At 74.9% G+C, this 16,880-nt stretch carries 13 protein-coding genes; 9 read left to right on the top strand and 4 right to left on the bottom strand.

The annotated features are described in order from the left end of the window. Positions 1–162: 162 nt before the first annotated feature. On the bottom strand, positions 163–1,458 hold the full coding sequence (locus tag ACFYVJ_RS04530; RefSeq protein ID WP_388886555.1) for an SWF or SNF family helicase: 1,296 nt from the start codon (positions 1,456–1,458) through the stop codon (positions 163–165). After that, the gene (locus tag ACFYVJ_RS04525) at positions 1,455–4,349 is read right to left on the bottom strand and encodes a DEAD/DEAH box helicase (protein WP_388886553.1); all 2,895 of its coding nucleotides are present in this window, start codon (positions 4,347–4,349) and stop codon (positions 1,455–1,457) included. Before ACFYVJ_RS04525 ends, ACFYVJ_RS04530 begins: the two co-directional genes overlap by 4 nt. Before the next feature lie 241 nt (positions 4,350–4,590). On the opposite strand from ACFYVJ_RS04525, the gene ACFYVJ_RS04520 reads away from it, so the two are divergent. The 7 genes from ACFYVJ_RS04520 to ACFYVJ_RS04490 all read left to right on the top strand — a co-directional run bounded on the left by ACFYVJ_RS04520 (position 4,591) and on the right by ACFYVJ_RS04490 (position 11,769). After that, positions 4,591–5,643, top strand: a complete 1,053-nt coding sequence (locus ACFYVJ_RS04520) for a fatty acid desaturase family protein (RefSeq protein WP_388886551.1) — start codon at positions 4,591–4,593, stop codon at positions 5,641–5,643. 242 nt (positions 5,644–5,885) lie between these two features. After that, entirely contained in the window at positions 5,886–6,068 is a 183-nt protein-coding gene (locus ACFYVJ_RS04515; protein WP_101425701.1) for a hypothetical protein, read from the top strand. Positions 6,069–6,246: 178 nt separating this feature from the next. After that, positions 6,247–7,026 carry an MHYT domain-containing protein gene (locus tag ACFYVJ_RS04510; protein WP_388886549.1) on the top strand — a complete coding sequence of 260 codons (780 nt, stop codon included), beginning with the start codon at positions 6,247–6,249 and terminating at the stop codon, positions 7,024–7,026. Positions 7,027–7,104: 78 nt separating this feature from the next. Continuing rightward, complete coding sequence (locus ACFYVJ_RS04505) at positions 7,105–10,302, top strand: nitrate- and nitrite sensing domain-containing protein (RefSeq protein ID WP_388886547.1); 3,198 nt, start codon at positions 7,105–7,107, stop codon at positions 10,300–10,302. Beyond that, the gene (locus ACFYVJ_RS04500) at positions 10,299–10,736 is read left to right on the top strand and encodes a roadblock/LC7 domain-containing protein (protein WP_388886545.1); all 438 of its coding nucleotides are present in this window, start codon (positions 10,299–10,301) and stop codon (positions 10,734–10,736) included. Before ACFYVJ_RS04505 ends, ACFYVJ_RS04500 begins: the two co-directional genes overlap by 4 nt. 18 nt (positions 10,737–10,754) lie before the next feature. Next, a complete protein-coding gene (locus tag ACFYVJ_RS04495) occupies positions 10,755–11,174 on the top strand; it encodes a DUF742 domain-containing protein (protein WP_388886543.1) in 420 nt (139 codons plus the stop codon). After that, on the top strand, positions 11,155–11,769 hold the full coding sequence (locus ACFYVJ_RS04490) for an ATP/GTP-binding protein (RefSeq protein ID WP_101425706.1): 615 nt from the start codon (positions 11,155–11,157) through the stop codon (positions 11,767–11,769). The genes ACFYVJ_RS04495 and ACFYVJ_RS04490 overlap by 20 nt, the downstream gene beginning before the upstream one ends. Before the next feature lie 22 nt (positions 11,770–11,791). Here the strand turns inward: ACFYVJ_RS04490 and ACFYVJ_RS04485 are convergent, their stop codons facing one another. Beyond that, a complete protein-coding gene (locus ACFYVJ_RS04485) occupies positions 11,792–12,220 on the bottom strand; it encodes a PPOX class F420-dependent oxidoreductase (protein WP_388886541.1) in 429 nt (142 codons plus the stop codon). A 106-nt stretch (positions 12,221–12,326) separates the two neighbouring features. Here ACFYVJ_RS04485 and ACFYVJ_RS04480 point away from each other — a divergent pair, with 106 nt between their 5' ends. Continuing rightward, the gene (locus ACFYVJ_RS04480; RefSeq protein WP_388886540.1) at positions 12,327–13,364 is read left to right on the top strand and encodes a DUF6397 family protein; all 1,038 of its coding nucleotides are present in this window, start codon (positions 12,327–12,329) and stop codon (positions 13,362–13,364) included. Between the two features lie 36 nt (positions 13,365–13,400). Here ACFYVJ_RS04480 and ACFYVJ_RS04475 read toward each other — a convergent pair whose 3' ends face one another. Further along, positions 13,401–15,929, bottom strand: a complete 2,529-nt coding sequence (locus ACFYVJ_RS04475) for a DEAD/DEAH box helicase (RefSeq protein ID WP_388886539.1) — start codon at positions 15,927–15,929, stop codon at positions 13,401–13,403. 148 nt (positions 15,930–16,077) lie between these two features. On the opposite strand from ACFYVJ_RS04475, the gene ACFYVJ_RS04470 reads away from it, so the two are divergent. Further along, positions 16,078–16,872 (top strand): metal-dependent hydrolase, encoded by a 795-nt coding sequence (locus ACFYVJ_RS04470; RefSeq protein WP_388886538.1) that lies wholly within the window; start codon positions 16,078–16,080, stop codon positions 16,870–16,872. Positions 16,873–16,880 lie beyond the last annotated feature (8 nt).

Below are 16,880 nucleotides of genomic sequence, written 5' to 3'. Positions count from 1 at the left end.
TGCGGAGGGCGGCCGCCGCGGGTGTGCCATGCGGCGGGTGCCGGCCGGAGAGGAAGGCCCGTACGTCCGCCAGGAGCCGCCCCGGCCGAAGCCGGGCCGCTCCAGGCGGAGGTAACGGGACCCGCCGGGCAGAGGCCCGTCTGCGGCGGTGCCCGCCTGCGGTCAGGCGTCCTCCAGGACCGTGGCCAAGGCTGCCGCCGGATCGGGGGCCGGGGGGCCCGCCGGGGTCCAGGTGGTGCCCTCCTTGCGGTACGGCCACCAGCGGCCGTCCGGGCCGTAGCGGAGCTGGGCGCCGCGGCCCACCGCCGTCCAGCGGGTGCCCGTGGCGCGGAGGCGGGGGCGGGTGTCCGGGTCCCAGGCGGCGGCCAACTGGTCCGTGGCGCGGGCCAGGGCCGCCGGGTCCGGGGTCCAGTCGTCCTCCAGCACCGCGAGACCCGCGGCGCCGCCGTGGCGCCAGGCCCGTACCGCACGCTCCATCCCGCCCCGGTCCCGCCCGGTGCCGCGGGCCAGCCGTACGGCGATCCGCGCCGCCGAGCCGTCCGGGTCGGCTTCCGTACCGCCTCCCGGGCCCGCGGACTTCGCCGTCGCCGCCATCCGCACCGCGTCCTGCGACTCCGTCAGCTCCCGCGGCAGCGGCGCGCCCGCGTGGTCCGGCGCCAGGGCGTCGGCCAGCAGCCGGCGGGCCCGTACCGCCGTGTCCGCGACCAGGAACTCCAGCGCCGCCACGTCCAGTCCGGCCGCCGGCTCCGTGCCGCCGGTCAGCACCGGGGGCGTCCCCGCCTCCGCGACCGGGCCCGCGGCGGGCGGCAAGGGGGACGGCGGCGCGGCGTACGCCTCGTCCGCCCGAACCCCTGCGGCGACCGCCGGCCCGGTCTCCTGCTCCGCCCGCGCCGCGCTGCGCTCCTGGAGGTCCGCCAGCAGCCGCGCCTCGCCCCGCCCCCGCATCAGCAGCAGCACGAACGGGTCCGCGTCCAGCAGCCGCGCCACCAGATAACTCAGCGCCGCCGTGTGCTCGCAGTGGTCCCACTCCCCGCACCCGCACTCCGGCTGCAGGTCGCCGATCCCCGGCAGCAGCGACACCCCGGCCGCCGCCGCGTCCTCGTCCAGCTCCGGCGGCATGTCCCGGTCCAGCAGCGCCGCGATGTGTCCCGCGCGGTCGGCGATCGTGTCCAGCAGCCGTTCCCAGTCGGCGTCGTCGAGCTGCTGCACCAGCACGTCCGTGCGGTACGCCGTACGGTCCGCGCCCAGCACCCGCGCCGTGAGCCGCCCCGGCCGCACCGCGACCGCGCCCACCGCGCCCGCGCGCGCGTGCTTGCGCCCGCGGCGCAGCAGCGTGCCGTCAAGCACCGTGTCCTCCAGCGCCTTCTGCCAGGCCCGCCCCCACCACGTGTGGGCGAACCCGCGGCCCTGGCTCGGCGGCAGCGCCTCGAAGGTCAGCTCCTCCTGCTCCGTCATCACTCGCCCCCTCGCGGCCCGGCCAGCCGGACCAGCTCCGCCAGTTGCCCGTCGGACAGTTCGGTGATCGCCGCCTCGCCGCCGCCGCCGAGGACGGCGTCCGCGAGGCCCTGCTTGTGCTGCAGCATCTGCGCGATGCGGTCCTCGATCGTGCCCTCGGCGACCAGCCGGTGGACCTGCACGGGCTGCGTCTGCCCGATGCGGTACGCACGGTCGGTGGCCTGCGCCTCGACGGCGGGGTTCCACCAGCGGTCGTAGTGCACGACGTGTCCGGCCCGGGTGAGGTTGAGGCCCGTGCCGGCGGCCTTCAGCGAGAGCAGGAAGACCGGCACCTCGCCGTCCTGGAAGCGCCGTACCAGCTCCTCGCGCTCGGGCACCGGCGTGCCGCCGTGCAGCAGTTGGGCGGGGACGCCGCGGGCCGCGAGATGGGTCCCGAGCAGCCGGGCCATCTGCACGTACTGGGTGAAGACCAGCGCGCTGCCGCCCTCGGCGAGGATCACCTCCAGCAGCTCGTCGAGGAGTTCGAGCTTTCCCGAGCGGCCGGGGATGCGCGGGGCGTCCTCCTTCAGGTACTGCGCGGGGTGGTTGCAGATCTGCTTCAGCGCGGTCATCAGCTTCAGGATCAGGCCGCGTCTGGCCATCGCGTCCGCCTCGGCGATCGCGGCGAGCGTCTCGCGCACCACCGCCTCGTACAGCCCGGCCTGTTCCACGGTCAGCGCCACGGCCCGGTCGGTCTCCGTCTTGCGCGGCAGCTCCGGCGCGATGCCCGGGTCGGACTTGCGGCGGCGCAGCAGGAAGGGGCGTACGAGCCGGGCGAGCCGGTCGGCGGCGCCGTCGTCCCCTTCGCTCCCGCCCTGCCACCCCGCGCTCGATTCCGCGGCGTCCGCGTAGCGGGTACGGAACCTCCGCAGCGGGCCCAGCAGCCCCGGCGTCGTCCAGTCGAGGATCGCCCACAGCTCGGAGAGGTTGTTCTCCACCGGTGTGCCGGTCAGCGCGACCCGCGCCCGGGACGGGATGGTGCGCAGCGCCTTCGCCGTCGCGGAGAAGGGGTTCTTGACGTGCTGCGCCTCGTCGGCGACGACGAGGGACCAGCCCGCCTCCGCCAGCCGCACGGCGTCGAGCCGCATCGTCCCGTACGTCGTGAGCACGAACTCGCCGTCCGCCAGCGCCGCCAGCGACCGCCCGCCGCCGTGGAAGCGGCGCACGGGCGTGCCGGGCGCGAAGCGCTCGATCTCGCGCTGCCAGTTGCCGAGCAGCGAGGCCGGGCAGACCACCAGCGTCGGGCCCGCGGTCTCCTCCTGCTCCTGCCGGTCGAGGTGCAGGGAGATGAGCGTGATGGTCTTGCCCAGGCCCATGTCGTCGGCGAGGCAGCCGCCGAGGCCGAGCGAGGTCATGCGGCGCAGCCAGCCGAGCCCGCGCAACTGGTAGTCGCGCAGGGTCGCGGCGAGGGCCGCGGGCGGGGCGGTCGGCTCGCTCTGCTCCTCGGGTTCCGCGATGCGCTTGCGCAGGGTGTCGAGCCAGCCGCTCGCGGCGACCTCGACCCGTCCGCCGGGCACGGCCGGGTCGTCGATCTCGCCGGTGAGCGCCGCGCCGAGGGCGTCGACGGGGGTCAGGTCGGCGTCCTTGCGGTCCAGCGCGCGGCGTACGGACTCGGGGTCGACCAGCACCCAGCGGTCGCGCAGCCGCACCACCGGGCGGGCCGCCTCGGCGAGCCGGTCCAGCTCGGCGCGGCTCAGCTCCACGTCGCCGACCGCGTAGCGCCAGCCGAACGCGACGAGTGCGTCGGCCGAGAGGTAGGACGGGCCCGGGCGGCGTCCTTCCGGGTCGTCGGCGGGGCCGACGACGGCGCGGGCGGTGAGGTGGCGGGTCAGGTCGCGGGGCCAGTGGATCTCGACGCCGGCGGCGGCCAGGTCGCGGGCGCCGGGGCCGAGGAGGGCGCCGAGGTCGTCGTCGCCGAGGTCGACGGCGTCGGGCACGGCGGCCGAGAGCAGCGGGGTGAGCGCGTCCCACGCGTGGGCGGCGCGGCGCAGGGTGAGCAGGGCCTGCATGCGGGCGCCGGGGCCGAAGTGGGCCGCGGTCCCGGCCCACACGTCGGCGGCGTCGGCGAGGAGGGTGGGGTCGGCGGTGCCGTGCAGTTGGACGACGGCGCGGAACGCGGGGCGGTCGCCGGTGGTGTCCATGTCGACGCGGAGCGAGACCCGTACGCCCGCGTCGTGCCCGGCGGCGACGTCGTCGGCCCAGGCGCGCTGCTCGGGGACGTGCCGCGGCTCGGGCGCGGCGAACGCCCGCCCGCCGGCGGCCAGTACGGCGGCGGGGGAGCGGGGGAGGCCGTCGGCGACGGCGTCGAGGAAGGCGCGGAGCAGGTGCTCGGGGCCCGGGAGGAGCACGGGGCCCGGGTCGCCGTCCTGCGGCTGCGGCGCTGCGTGCGCCTCCGGCGGCATCGCGGCCGCCAGTTGCCGCAGGTCCCGTACGTCGTGCTCGCCGAGCGGCCCGCAGCGCCAGGCGTCGTACGCGCCCTCGCTCAGCCCCGGCAGCAGCTTGCCGCGCGCGGCGAGCCGCAGCGCCAGCAGCGCGGCGGTGCCCCAGAAGACGGCGGCGGGGTGCACGCCGTCCGCGCCGGCGGCGTGCGCCGCCCGGGCGCGGGTGAGCACGGGCACCGCGTCCGCGGCGGGCAGCAGCAGCGCCGGCACCTCGCGGGTGCCGCCGCCGGGTCCCGCGACGGTCAGCGCCTCGCGGGTGCCGCGGGGGTGGTCGGGCGGGCCTGCGGCGGGATCGTCCCCCCGGCCGGCGGCCAGGCCGTCGTCCGGGAGCCAGAAGGCCATCCGGCCGGTGCGGGCGGGGTCGGCGGGGAGGAAAAGGGCGGCGCAGCGGGCGAGCGGGGGAAGGGCGGTCACGTACGGACGCACTCCTCAAGTTTGACTACCGGGCGGTCGAGGGTACCCCAGGCGTCGCGGCGCCGGACGTCGCCGCGGAGTGATCAACTTCACTTTCGCGTACGCGGTGCCGCAGGGGGTGTATCTGGCACTACCTTGTGCCGGGTGGATTGCACCCGGGCGTTCCGGGTGCTGACGTCACCGCGCCGAGCTCTCCGGTTCCGTAGCGTCGAGGTCCTCGCACCGAGAGACCGGAGGCGCCATGCCGCAGGCCACTGTCACGCCGACTTCCAAGGGGTCGGCGTCCGCCAGGAGTTCGGAGTTCACGCCCCTGTTGCGGGAGGTGAAGGCCGCCGGGCTGCTGCGCAGGCGGCGCGGCTGGTACGGGTTCAGCATCGCGGTCACGCTGCTGTCGCTCGCCGCCACCGGCGTCGGCATCCACCTCCTCGGCAACACCTGGTGGACGCTCTTCCTCGCGGTGCCGGCCGCGGTGTTCACCACCCGCACCGCCTTCATCGGCCACGACTCCGGCCACGCGCAGATCGCCGGCACCCGCAAGGCCAACCGCGCGCTCGGGCTCTTCCACGGCAACCTGCTGATCGGCATGAGCTACCACTGGTGGACGGACAAGCACAACCGCCACCACGCCAACCCCAACCACATCGACAAGGACCCCGACGTCGGCGTCGGCGCCCTGGTGTGGACCCAGCGCCAGGCCGCGCAGCGCGAGGGCTTCGCCCGCTGGCTCACCCGCCACCAGGCCGCCCTGTTCTTCCCGATGCTGCTCCTCGAAGGCATCGCGCTGAAGGTGTCGAGCTGGCAGGACCTGCGCAAGCAGGACAAGGGGGAGCGCCGCCTCGAAGCCCTGCTCCTCGGCCTCCACGTGATCGGCTACGCCGCCGTGCTGCTGACCGCCATGTCGCCCGGCAAGGCCGTGGTCTTCGCGCTCGTGCAGCACGCGGTCTTCGGCCTGCACCTCGGCATGTGCTTCGCGCCCAACCACAAGGGCATGGAGATGCCCGAGGCCGGTGACGACGACTGGGGCCACCTGCGCCGCCAGGTGCTCACCTCCCGCAACGTCCGCGGCGGGGTCGTCACCGACTGGCTCATGGGCGGCCTGAACTACCAGATCGAGCACCACCTCTTCCCCAACATGCCCCGCCCCCACCTGCGCCGCGTCCAGCCGCTGGTACGCGCCCACTGCGCGGCGCTCGGGCTGCCGTACGCGCAGACCAGCGCGGTCGAGTCGTACCGGCTGGCGCTGGAGCACATGCACGAGGTCGGCGAGCCGCTGCGCACCCCCGAGGCCCCGTAGGGGGCGCACGCCTCCGCCCGCCGCCCCGGAAGGGGCGGCACCACCTCCTGCCCCGGGGCGGGCCCGCCTCCCGCCCCGTAGCGGCGCACCTCCCGCCCGTAACGGGGAGCCCGTCCCGTAATGGGTCCCTCATCCACATGTATGACGCCCTCCGGCTCCGGTCATGGGATAAAGGAACCGGGGGAGCGGCGCGGCCGTTCCCCAGTCGAGGGCGGTGTGCCGCCGCTGTAGGAGGCAGGAAGATGTCGAATCGAGGGAAGGTCGCGGCCGGCGGGGTGGCGGTCGGCTTGCTGCTGTGGTGGTTGACCTCGTTCTGGATCGCCGTGCTGGTGATCGTCGGTGTGCCGGTGGCCGCCTATCTGGCGCTCGACCCCGGGCAGCGCCGCAGGCTGAAGAGGGTCACACGCAAGGAGCTCGACCGCTGACCGTGCGCCCCTCTCGTGGAGGCCCACGGCCGGCGAGGCATATGCCATAAGAAAAGTGCCAGGGATGTGCCTCTTCAGGCGTTTGCCTGATCGATCGAGGCAATGACTCTGTCAAATTCAGTCAGGTTTGGCATGCGCCCCGGTCGTGCGCCCCCAACCGGACTAGCGTCCCTGAGACATGGGACACCTCGACCACGCAGCCTACGGGTGGCTGACACCCGTCCTCTCGTACGCGATGGCGTGCATCGGCGCCGCGCTCGGGCTGCGTTGCACCGTCCAGGCGCTGGCGGCCCCCACCGCCCGCTCCCGGCGCAACTGGCTGCTCACCGCCGCGTCCGCCACCGGGACCGGCATATGGACGATGCACTTCATCGCCATGCTGGGCTTCAGCGTCAGCGGCACCGAGATCCGCTACGACATCCCGCGCACGGTCCTCAGCCTCGTGGTCGCCATGGCTGTCGCCGGAGCCGGCGTCTTCGCCCTCGGCCACCTCCGCGCCCGCGGTCCCGCCCTGCTGGTCGCCGGGCTCGCCACCGGGCTCGGGGTGGCCGCCATGCACTACATCGGGATGTCCGCCGTCCGCCTGCACGGCTCGATCGCCTACGACCTCCCGGCCGTGGCGCTCTCCGTCCTCATCGCGGTCGCCACGGCCACCGCCGCGCTGTGGGCCGCGCTCACCATCCGCTCCCCGCTTGCCGTGACCCTCGCCGCCCTCGTCATGGGGGCGGCGGTGACGAGCATGCACTACACCGGGATGGCCGCCGTGTCCGTGTCCGTGATGCCCTCGCCCGAGGCGCTGGCCGGGGCCACCGCCACCCAGTTCGTCTTTCCCCTGACCGTAGGACTCGGCTCGTACCTCTTCCTCACCTCGGCGTTCGTCGCCCTCACGCCGACCGCCGCGGAGCGTGCCGCCACCGTCTCCGCCCAGCGTCTGACCCGGGCGCCCGGCGCCGTCTAGCCGGGCGCGCCGCGCCCGCACACCGGCCGGACGGACCCCGCGGGGCGGGCCGGTCCCGCAAACCGATACGAGGTGGACATGCGAACCCCGGACAGCACCCCGCCGAGCGGCCCGTCCGGTACGCCGTCCGCACCCCCGGCCGAGCGGCCCGCCGGGCGCGGGGCCGGCGGGGCGGCGCCGCCGGTGCCCGCGCCGGTGCGCGGCCGGCGGGCGCACGCCGGGCCGCCCGCCGACGAGCCCGAGCCGCCGGGGCCGAGCGCCTGGGAGCGGGCGTATCTGCCGGCCGGACCGGGCGCGGCGGGCGCCGGGGAACCGGCGGGCTCCGGAGGCGTGCATCCGGGCGGTGCACAGAAGACGCCGGCGTACGGGCACCGGGGGCGGCGCCGGCGGTTCGGGCCCCGTACCGTACGCGCGCGCGTCATCTGCCTGCTGACCGTGCCGGTCGTCTCCCTGATAGCGCTCTGGGGCCACGCCACCGTCGGCACCGCGCAGGACGTCTCCCGGCTGCGCCAGCTCGAACAGGTCGAGACCGAGGTACGCCGGCCCCTTGCCGCCGCCGTCGCGGCGCTCCAGGACGAACGGCGCGCCGCCGCGAGCTATCTCGCCGGCCCCGGCGGCGACCGCCGCGGCGCCTACGGCGCGGCCGGCGTCCGCACCGACCGGGCCGTCGACCGGCTGCGGCTCGACGGCAGCCACACCGTCGCGGAGGGCGCCGACCTGCCCCGGGACGTCACCGGGCGGCTCGACGGCTTCGTCACGGGCACGGAGTCGCTGGGGCGGTTGCGCACCCAGGTGGAGGCCCGCACGACGGACTGGTCGCGGGCGTACGAGGAGTACACCGCGGCCGTCGGCCGCGCCTTCGGCGTCTCCGGCGCGCTCACCGGCATCCAGGACGCGGAGGCGGCGTCCGAGGCCCGGGTGCTGCAGGAGTTCGGCCGGGCCGGCGAGATGCTCGCGCGCGAGGACGCGCTGCTGGCCGCCGGGCAGTTGCGCGGGTCGCTCAGCGCCGCGCACCACCGCGCCTTCGCCGACGCCGCGTCCGCCCGCGCCGCCCTCGAGGAGGGCTCGGCCGCCGACCTCGGGGGCGGCGAGGCGGAGTTGTGGCGGCGGGCCCGCGAGAGCGAGGCGTACCGCACCCTCGGCGAGTTGGAGGACGCCGTGGCCACCGCGGACTCCGGCACCGCCGCCGTGGCGGCCGCCCCGGCGCGGGACTGGGAGGGCCCGTACGAGGACGTGGCCGGTGCCGTCCGCGCCGTCGGACGGGAGCACGCCGCGGCGGCCGACCGCACCGACCCCTTCACCGACGGCGTGCTCACCCCCTCCGGCGCCGCGGCCATCCTGGGCCTCGCCGCCGTGGCCGCGGCACTCCTCATCTCCGTACGGATAGGCCGCGGGCTGATCGTCGAACTCGTCGGCCTGCGCAACTCCGCGCTCGAACTCGCCCGCCGCAAGCTGCCGCACGCGATGCACCGGCTGCGCGCGGGGCAGGAGATCGACATCGCCGGCGAGGCCCCCAGGGGCGACCCGGGCGACGACGAGATCGCCCAGGTCGGCGAGGCGCTGACCACCGTGCACCGGGCGGCGCTGCGCGCCGCCGTGGAGCGGGCCGAGCTGGCGAGCGGCATCTCCGGGGTGTTCGTCAACCTCGCCCGCCGCAGCCAGGTGCTCGTCCACCGCCAACTCGCGCTGCTGGACAGCATGGAGCGGCGTGCCGAGGACCCGGAGGAACTGGACGACCTCTTCCGGCTCGACCACCTCACGACCCGCATGCGGCGGCACGCGGAGAGCCTGATCATCCTCTCCGGCGCGGCCCCCGGCCGGGCGTGGCGGATGCCCGTGCCGCTGCAGAGCGTGGTGCGGGCGGCGGTCTCGGAGGTGGAGGACTACGCGCGCGTGGAGGTGCGGGCGCTGTCGGACGTGGCCGTGGTGGGCGCGGCGGTGGCCGACCTGACGCATCTGCTGGCGGAGTTGGTGGAGAACGCCGCACAGTTCTCGCCGCCGCACACCAAGGTGCGGGTGTACGGCGAGCAGGTCGGCAACGGCTACGCGATCGAGGTCGAGGACCGCGGCCTGGGCATGGGCAAGGAGGCGCTGGCCGCGGCGAACCGGCGGATCCGGCAGTCGGAGGCGCTGGACCTGTTCGACAGCGACCGGCTGGGGCTGTTCGTGGTGAGCCGGCTGGCGGCGCGGCACGGGATCCAGGTCAGCCTGCGGGAGTCGGCGTACGGGGGGACGACGGTGGTGGTGCTGCTGCCGACGGCGCTGCTGGAGGCGGCCGTCGAGGGGGCGTTGGACCCGGGGACGGGAGCGCGGGGCGCGGCGGCGCGGCCGTTCCCGGGGGGGCTGGTGCCTGGCGGGTCCCGTGGGCCTTTCGGTTCTGTCGGGCCTGTTGGGGCCGGCGGTTCCGGCAGTTCCGGCGGTTCCGGCGGTTCCGCGGCGGCGGGGGCGGCGGGTGGTTCGGCGGTGCCGGGGCTGCCGGGTGGTGCCGGGGTGCCGGGGTTGCCCGGGGTGCCGGTGCGGAACGGCGTGGACGGGGGCGGCTCCGGCGCGCACGGGGCGGAGAACGGGGCGCGGGTCACGGAGAACGGGCTGCCGGAGCGGCGGGCCGGGCGGGCGCTGCCGGGGCCGTGGAGCACGGGGCCCGGGGGGCCGGCCGCCGGGCCGGTGGGGGAGCGGCCGGTGCTGGCGTCGCGGGAGGACGTGGTACTGCTGCGGGCCCGGCTCGGCGTGGATCCGGCGGGTGGTACGGAGGACGGGGTGGACGGCGGCGCAGGTGGCCGGGACGGCGCGGGGGTGGCGCCGGGCGGGGCGGCGGTGGACGGGGGTGCCTTCGGGACGTACGCGGGGCGGGCCGGGCAGGAGGCGGCCTCCGTGCAGGCTCCCGGGGACGTCACGGAGCTGCCCAGGCGCGTACGGCAAGCGAGCATGGCGCCGCAGTTGAGGCTGGAGCCCGGCTCCGGCGACGACGGCACGGACACCGGGGACACCGGGTACACCGGCATCGGTGGGGCCGGCGCGGACGACGGCACGGACACCGACGTCACGGACACCGGCGGCGGGGACGCCGGAGCGCGCGGGGAGCGCGGCGCCGCGGGCCGCCCCGCACCGCGGGAGCGCACGCCGGAAGAGGCGCGCGCCCGCATGGCCGCGTACCGCAGCGGCTGGTTACGCGGCGGCGGCCTGCCCGCCGGCCGCACGTACGGCGGTGAACCGGGCGGCGGGCGCCCGGAGCCGGACGAGACCGCGCACACGTCGAGGGAAGGGGATAGCCCATGATCGAGCCGGAGACCGTGCACACGCAGAGATCCGGGGGACTCGACTGGCTGCTGGACGACCTCGTCGGGCGGATCGCCGACGTGGACCACGCCGTGGTGCTCTCCGGCGACGGCCTCGCGGTCGCCAACTCCAGAACGCTCTCCCGCGAGGACGCCGAGCACCTGGCGGCGGTCGCCTCCGGCTTCCACAGCCTCGCCAAGGGCGCCGGGCGGCACTTCCGCGCGGGCGGCGTACGGCAGACGGTGGTCGAGATGGACGACGGCTTCCTCTTCGTGGCCGCGGCCGGGGACGGCTCCTGTCTTGCCGTACTCAGCGCCGCGACGGCGGACATGGGCCTCGTCGCGTACGAAATGGCCCGCCTGGTCGCACGGGTGGGCGAACATCTATACACCGCCCCGCGAACGGCCGCAGCGAAGCCGCGGAATCCGGGCTGAGCACGGCGGTGACACGTTATGACTGAAGATATGAGTGGCACCCCTCCGCACCACGGCAGTCACTGGTACGACGCCGAGGCCGGTCCGCTGGTCCGCCCGTACGCGATGACCGGCGGCCGGACCCGGCCGGTGACGACCACGGTGCGGTTCGACCTCATCGCGCTCATCGACCTGGAGGAAGAGGCGCTGGAGGCCGCGGGGAAGGAGGCCGAGGCGTTCGGGCCCGAGCACCGGGCGCTGATCGACCTCTGCCGGATCGAGACCCAGTCCGTCGCCGAACTGGCGGCGGAGACCGATCTGCCGGTCGGGGTGGTACGGGTGCTCCTCGGCGATCTGGTCGAACTCGGCTGCGTACGGGTCAGCAGGCCCGTACCGCCGGCGCAGCTTCCCGACGAGATGATCCTGAGAGAAGTGATCGATGGACTCCGCGCCCTCTGACCGCAGGGTCGACGACGCGCTGGCGCTGAAGATCCTCATCGCCGGCGGCTTCGGGGTGGGCAAGACCACCCTGGTCGGTTCCGTCAGCGAGATCCGTCCGCTGCGCACCGAGGAGCAGTTGAGCGAGGTCGGCACCGCCGTCGACGACACCGGCGGCGTGGACGAGAAGACCACGACGACCGTGGCGATGGACTTCGGCAGGATCACCATCCGCGCCGGGCTCGCGGTCTACCTGTTCGGCACGCCGGGGCAGGACCGCTTCTGGTTCCTCTGGGACGAGCTGGCCACCGGCGCGCTGGGCGCGGTCGTGCTGGCCGACACGCGCAGGCTGCAGGACTGCTTCCCGGCGGTGGACTACTTCGAGCACCGCAGCATCCCGTTCATCGTCGCGGTGAACTGCTTTCCCGAGTCGCGCAGTTACGGCGCCCACGAGGTCGCCCGTGCCCTCGACCTCGACCAGGGCACTCCCGTCGTGCTGTGCGACGCCCGCGACCGCGACTCGGGGAAGGAGGTGCTGATCAGGCTGGTCGAGTACGCCGGGCGGGTGCACACCGCCCGGCTGCTCGACACCGTGGGCTCGGAGCCGGTGGGGTGAGCGGGGCCCGGCGTGCCGGGAGTCACTCGGCGACGCGGGCCTCGGAGACCACCTTGTCGATGCCGACGCGGACGAGGAGTTCGCCGGCGACGGCGTTGCGCGCGCCGTAGGTCTCGGCGAGTTCCCTGTCCACGTAGCGTGCGGCGATGACCGTGGCCCAGTGGCGCATCTCGTCCAGGTCGTCGCTGAGCCGGGCGCGGCCGGAGAGCACGGCGAACGAGTACGGATAGCGGTCGTCGTCGACGCAGAGGCTGGCGCGGCCGTCGCGCGCGAGGTTCCGGCCCTTGACGGTGCCGGCGCCGGTGTTGAACACGAAGTCACCGCCGTCGAGCACGAACCAGATCGGGGCCACGTGGGGGCTGCCGTCGGCGCGGACGGTAGCCAGCTTGCCGGTGCGGGTGCCTGCGGAGACGAAGGTGCGCCACTCTTCGCCGGTCATCTTCTCGCCCATGCGAGCACGTTATCCACAGGGGAGGCGAGTCGGGGAACGACGCGCTAGGGTCGTCACTGAGAGTAATCGAGATGGCGCTTTTCGAGCGACGACGGGGGAGATGGCCATGGTGGTACGGACCGGGGCGGGCACGGGTGCGCGGACGGCCGGCGCGGCGGGCGAGCGGGCGGAGCTGCTGACGTTCGGCCGGGCGGCCGCGGAGCTGGGGCTGCTGCCACGCGAGTTGGAGCTGGCGGCGCAGCTCGGGCTGGTGCCGACGGAGCCGCCGCAGCGGGCCGGCGGCCGGCGCCGGGTGGCCCGGGCCGAGGTGGCGCGGCTGCGGGCGGAGGACGGCACCGGGGGCGCCGGGGCGGCGGCTGCGCTGCCTGAGCGGCTGCGGCTGGTGGGGACGGCCGCGGGGGCGGAGGAGCTGGGCATCTCGTCCGTCCGCTTCACGCGGCTGGCGCGCGCGGGGTGCTTCGCGCCCGCGCGGTTCTATGTGAACAGGTACCGGGTCGTGGTCTGGCTCTATCTCGCGACGGAGGTGGAGCGGTTCGGGGAGCGGGAGCCGGGCCTGCTGCGCGGACCGCTGCCGCCGGCGATGCGGGGGGAGCTGGCCGGGGGCGCGGACGCCCGGGCCCGCGGCTGGCGGCAGCGGCGGGTGGAGCAGTTGCTGTCGGAGCGGGTGGACCCGTGGGAGCGGGCGGGCGCGTATGCGGCGGTGCTGAGCGACGCGGAGCTGGCGGAGGAGGTGCCCGACGCCGCGGAGCGGGGGCACGTCGTGGAGCACCGGGCGGAGCTGGTCGCCCCGGCGCGGGGCGGCAGCGAGACGGCCCGCCGGGCGGCGGAGGACGTGCTGCTGGCGGACTCCGACGCGGAGGCCCTGGGCTACCGGCTGGGCCTGGCGGTCGAGCTCCACGCCGCGCGGGTCGACTACGCGGCCCCGCCCTCGTTGCCGGTCGCTTCCCCGCCCCCGGTTGCGGCTCCGTCCCCGGATGCGTCCCTGTCCACGTTCCCGGCGCCGCTCCCCGTCCCGCTCCCGGCTCCGCCGGCGCCTCCGGGCGGCGCCCCGCCGGCGCGCCCGGCGGGAGCCGCCCGACCACGCCGCGGCAGCCTCAACTGGCTGCGCAGGGGCCGCCGGCGCCGCACGGGCCTGCCGCGCTGACGGGAGGTCAGCCGCGCGGCCGGCTCAGGGGGCCGCTCAGCCGGCCGGCCGGCTCAGCGGGCCGACGTCGGTGACGCGGAGGACGGCGCGGGCCTCGGCGTCGGAGGCGGTGAGGTCCACCTCCGCGGAGATGCCCCAGTCGTGGTCGCCCTCCGGGTCGGCGAAGGTCTGGCGGACGCGCCAGAGGGCGTGCTCCGGGTCCTCCTCGATCCGCAGCAGCCGCGGCCCGCGGGCGTCGGGACCGGTGCCGATGTCCTCGTACTCCTCCCAGTACGCGTCCAGCGCCTCGCCCCAGCGCTCGGCGTCCCAGCCGGACTCCTCGTCCAGCGTGCCCAGCTCGTCCGCGTCGTCGAGCGCCGCCAGCTCCACCCGGCGGAACAGCGCGTTGCGTACGAGGACGCGGAAGGCGCGCGCGTTGGCGGTCACCGGGCGCACCTGGTCGGCGTGCTCCATGGCCTGCTCGGCGGTCTCCTCCGCCGGGTTGGCCAGTTGCTCCCACTCGTCCAGCAGGCTGGAGTCGACCTGGCGGACCATCTCGCCGAGCCAGGCGACGATGTCCTCGAAGTCCTCGGACTTCCGCTCGTCCGGCACGGTGTGGTCCAGCGCCTTGTACGCGCCGGCCAGATAGCGCAGCACGATGCCCTCGGTGCGGGCCAGTTCGTAGAAGGAGACGAACTCGCCGAAGGTCATGGCCCGTTCGTACATGTCACGGATGACCGACTTGGGGGAGAGGGGGTGGTCGCCGACCCACGGGTGGCTCTTGCGGTACAGGCCGTAGGCGTGGGACAGCAGCTCCTCCAGGGGCTTGGGGTAGCCGACGTCCATCAGCCGCTCCATCCGCTCCTCGTACTCGACGCCGTCGGCCTTCATCTCCGCGACCGCCTCGCCGCGCGCCTTGTTCTGCTGGGCGGCGAGGATCTGCCGGGGGTCGTCGAGGGTGGACTCCACGACGGAGACCATGTCGAGCGCGTAGGAGGGGGATTCGGGGTCGAGGAGGTCGAACGACGCCAGCGCGAAGGTCGACAGCGGCTGCTGGAGGGCGAAGTCCTGCTGCAGGTCGACGGTCAGCCGCACGATGCGGCCCTGCGCGTCCGGCTCGTCGAGCTGCTCGACCACGCCGCCGTCGAGGAGGGAGCGGTAGATCGCGATGGCGCGGCGGATGTGCCGGAGCTGCTTCTTGCGCGGCTCGTGGTTGTCCTCCAGCAATCGGCGCATGGCGGTGAAGGCGTTGCCGGGGCGGGCGATGACGGACAGCAGCATGGCGTGGGTGACGCGGAACCGGGAGGTGAGCGGCTCGGGATCGGCGGCGATGAGCTTCTCGAAGGTGTTCTGCGACCAGTTGACGAAGCCCTCCGGGGGCTTCTTGCGCACCACCTTGCGGCGCTTCTTCGGATCGTCGCCGGCCTTGGCGAGCGCCTTCTCGTTCTCCACGACGTGCTCCGGCGCCTGCGCCACCACCAGCCCGGAGGTGTCGAAGCCGGCCCGCCCGGCGCGGCCCGCGATCTGGTGGAACTCGCGGGCCCGCAGGGTGCGCACCCGGCTGCCGTCGTACTTGGTCAGCGCGGTGAACAGCACCGTGCGGATGGGCACGTTGACGCCGACGCCAAGGGTGTCGGTGCCGCAGATGACCTTCAGCAGCCCGGCCTGCGCCAGCTTCTCCACCAGCCGCCGGTACTTGGGCAGCATCCCGGCGTGGTGGACGCCGATGCCGTGCCGGACGTAACGGGAGAGCTGCTTGCCGAACCGGGTGGTGAAGCGGAAGTTGCCGATGAGGGCGGCGATCTCGTCCTTCTCGGCGCGGGTGGACATGTTGATGCTCATCAGCGCCTGCGCCCGCTCCACCGCCTGCGCCTGGGTGAAGTGCACGATGTAGACGGGCGCCTGGCGGGTCTCCAGCAGCTCGGTGAGGGTCTCGGTGAGCGGGGTGGTGCGGTACTCGTACGACAGCGGGACGGGCCGGGTCGCCGAGCGGACCACCGAGGTCGACCGGCCGGTGCGCCGGGCCAGGTCCTCCTCGAAGCGGGAGACGTCGCCCAGCGTCGCGGACATCAGCACGAACTGCGCCTGCGGCAGCTCCAGCAGCGGGATCTGCCACGCCCAGCCGCGGTCCGGCTCGGCGTAGAAGTGGAACTCGTCCATCACCACCTGGCCGATGTCGGCGTCCTTGCCGTCGCGCAGCGCGATGGACGCCAGCACCTCCGCGGTGCAGCAGATGACGGGCGCGTCGGCGTTGACGGAGGCGTCGCCGGTGAGCATGCCGACGTTCTCCGTGCCGAAGATCTTGCAGAGGTCGAAGAACTTCTCCGACACCAGCGCCTTGATCGGCGCGGTGTAGAACGAGACCTCGTCCCGGGCCAGCGCCGCGAAGTGCGCACCGGCCGCGACCAGCGACTTCCCGGAGCCGGTGGGGGTGGACAGAATCAGGTTCGAGCCGGAGACGACCTCGATCAGAGCCTCTTCCTGCGCCGGATAGAGGGAGATGCCCCGCTCCTCGGTCCAGGAGGAGAACGCCTCGAAGAGGTCGTCGGGGTCGGCGGTGGGCGGCATCTGATCGATTAGGGTCACCCGACCATACTGCCCTCCGCCGCCCCGGAAGTGTGAACCCCCGGTACGTGTGAAGATCACCCGCGCTAGGCTGTGCCGCCGACGGGCGGAGCCTGTGGGGCCAACGGCCGTTCACCACACGGGCGGACGAGGGGTGGGGGAGCTTTTCATGATGGGTCCAGCGCACTCGCTTTCGGGGGCGGCGGCGTGGCTGGGGGTGGGCGCGGCGGCCACCGCGGCGGGCCACGAGATGCCCTGGCCGGTGCTGGTCGTCGGCGCTCTCATCTGCGCCGGCGCGGCCCTCGCGCCCGACCTGGACCACAAGTCCGCGACCATCTCCCGCGCCTTCGGCCCGCTGTCCCGCATTCTCTGCGGGGTCATCGACAAGCTCTCCGCCCGCGTCTACAAGGCGACGAAGAAACGCGGCGACCCGCGCCGCTCCGGCGGCCACCGCACCCTGACGCACACCTGGCTGTGGGCGGTCCTGATCGGCGCCGGCTTTTCGGCGCTCGCGGTCCTCGGCGGCCGGTGGGCGGTCCTCGGGATCCTCTTCGTCCACATGGTGCTGGCCATCGAGGGTCTGCTGTGGCGGGCCGCCCGGGTCTCCAGCGACGTCCTCGTATGGCTCCTCGGCGCCACCAGCGCCTGGATCCTCGCCGCCGTCCTCGACAAGCCCGGCAACGGCTCCGACTGGCTCTTCACCGACCCCGGCCAGGAGTACCTGTGGCTGGGCCTGCCCATCGTCCTCGGCGCCCTCGTCCACGACCTCGGCGACGCCCTCACCGTCTCCGGCTGCCCGGTCCTGTGGCCGATCCCGGTGGGCCGCCGGCGCTGGTACCCGATCGGCCCGCCGGACTTCATGCGCTTCCGCGCCGGAAGCTGGATCGAGCTGAAGATACTGATGCCGTTCTTCATGCTCGCCGGCACCGCAGGCGGCCTCACCGCGATGGGCGTCATCGGCTGACGACGCCC

Source organism: Streptomyces sp. NPDC004134, assembly GCF_042874195.1.
Lineage (GTDB): Bacteria > Actinomycetota > Actinomycetes > Streptomycetales > Streptomycetaceae > Streptomyces.
The sequence above is the reverse complement of the archived record's forward strand: the minus strand, read 5'-3'. Positions and strand labels throughout refer to the sequence as shown.

What these genes read in the sequence shown, in the direction of transcription:
- ACFYVJ_RS04520 (WP_388886551.1), top strand. Translation starts at nt 4,591, where the DNA reads ATGCCGCAGGCCACTGTCACGCCGACTTCCAAGGGGTCGGCGTCCGCC.
- ACFYVJ_RS04515 (WP_101425701.1), top strand. Translation starts at nt 5,886, where the DNA reads ATGTCGAATCGAGGGAAGGTCGCGGCCGGCGGGGTGGCGGTCGGCTTG.
- ACFYVJ_RS04510 (WP_388886549.1), top strand. Translation starts at nt 6,247, where the DNA reads ATGGGACACCTCGACCACGCAGCCTACGGGTGGCTGACACCCGTCCTC.
- ACFYVJ_RS04505 (WP_388886547.1), top strand. Translation starts at nt 7,105, where the DNA reads ATGCGAACCCCGGACAGCACCCCGCCGAGCGGCCCGTCCGGTACGCCG.
- ACFYVJ_RS04500 (WP_388886545.1), top strand. Translation starts at nt 10,299, where the DNA reads ATGATCGAGCCGGAGACCGTGCACACGCAGAGATCCGGGGGACTCGAC.
- ACFYVJ_RS04495 (WP_388886543.1), top strand. Translation starts at nt 10,755, where the DNA reads ATGACTGAAGATATGAGTGGCACCCCTCCGCACCACGGCAGTCACTGG.
- ACFYVJ_RS04490 (WP_101425706.1), top strand. Translation starts at nt 11,155, where the DNA reads ATGGACTCCGCGCCCTCTGACCGCAGGGTCGACGACGCGCTGGCGCTG.
- ACFYVJ_RS04485 (WP_388886541.1), bottom strand. Translation starts at nt 12,220, where the DNA reads ATGGGCGAGAAGATGACCGGCGAAGAGTGGCGCACCTTCGTCTCCGCA.
- ACFYVJ_RS04480 (WP_388886540.1), top strand. Translation starts at nt 12,327, where the DNA reads ATGGTGGTACGGACCGGGGCGGGCACGGGTGCGCGGACGGCCGGCGCG.
- ACFYVJ_RS04470 (WP_388886538.1), top strand. Translation starts at nt 16,078, where the DNA reads ATGATGGGTCCAGCGCACTCGCTTTCGGGGGCGGCGGCGTGGCTGGGG.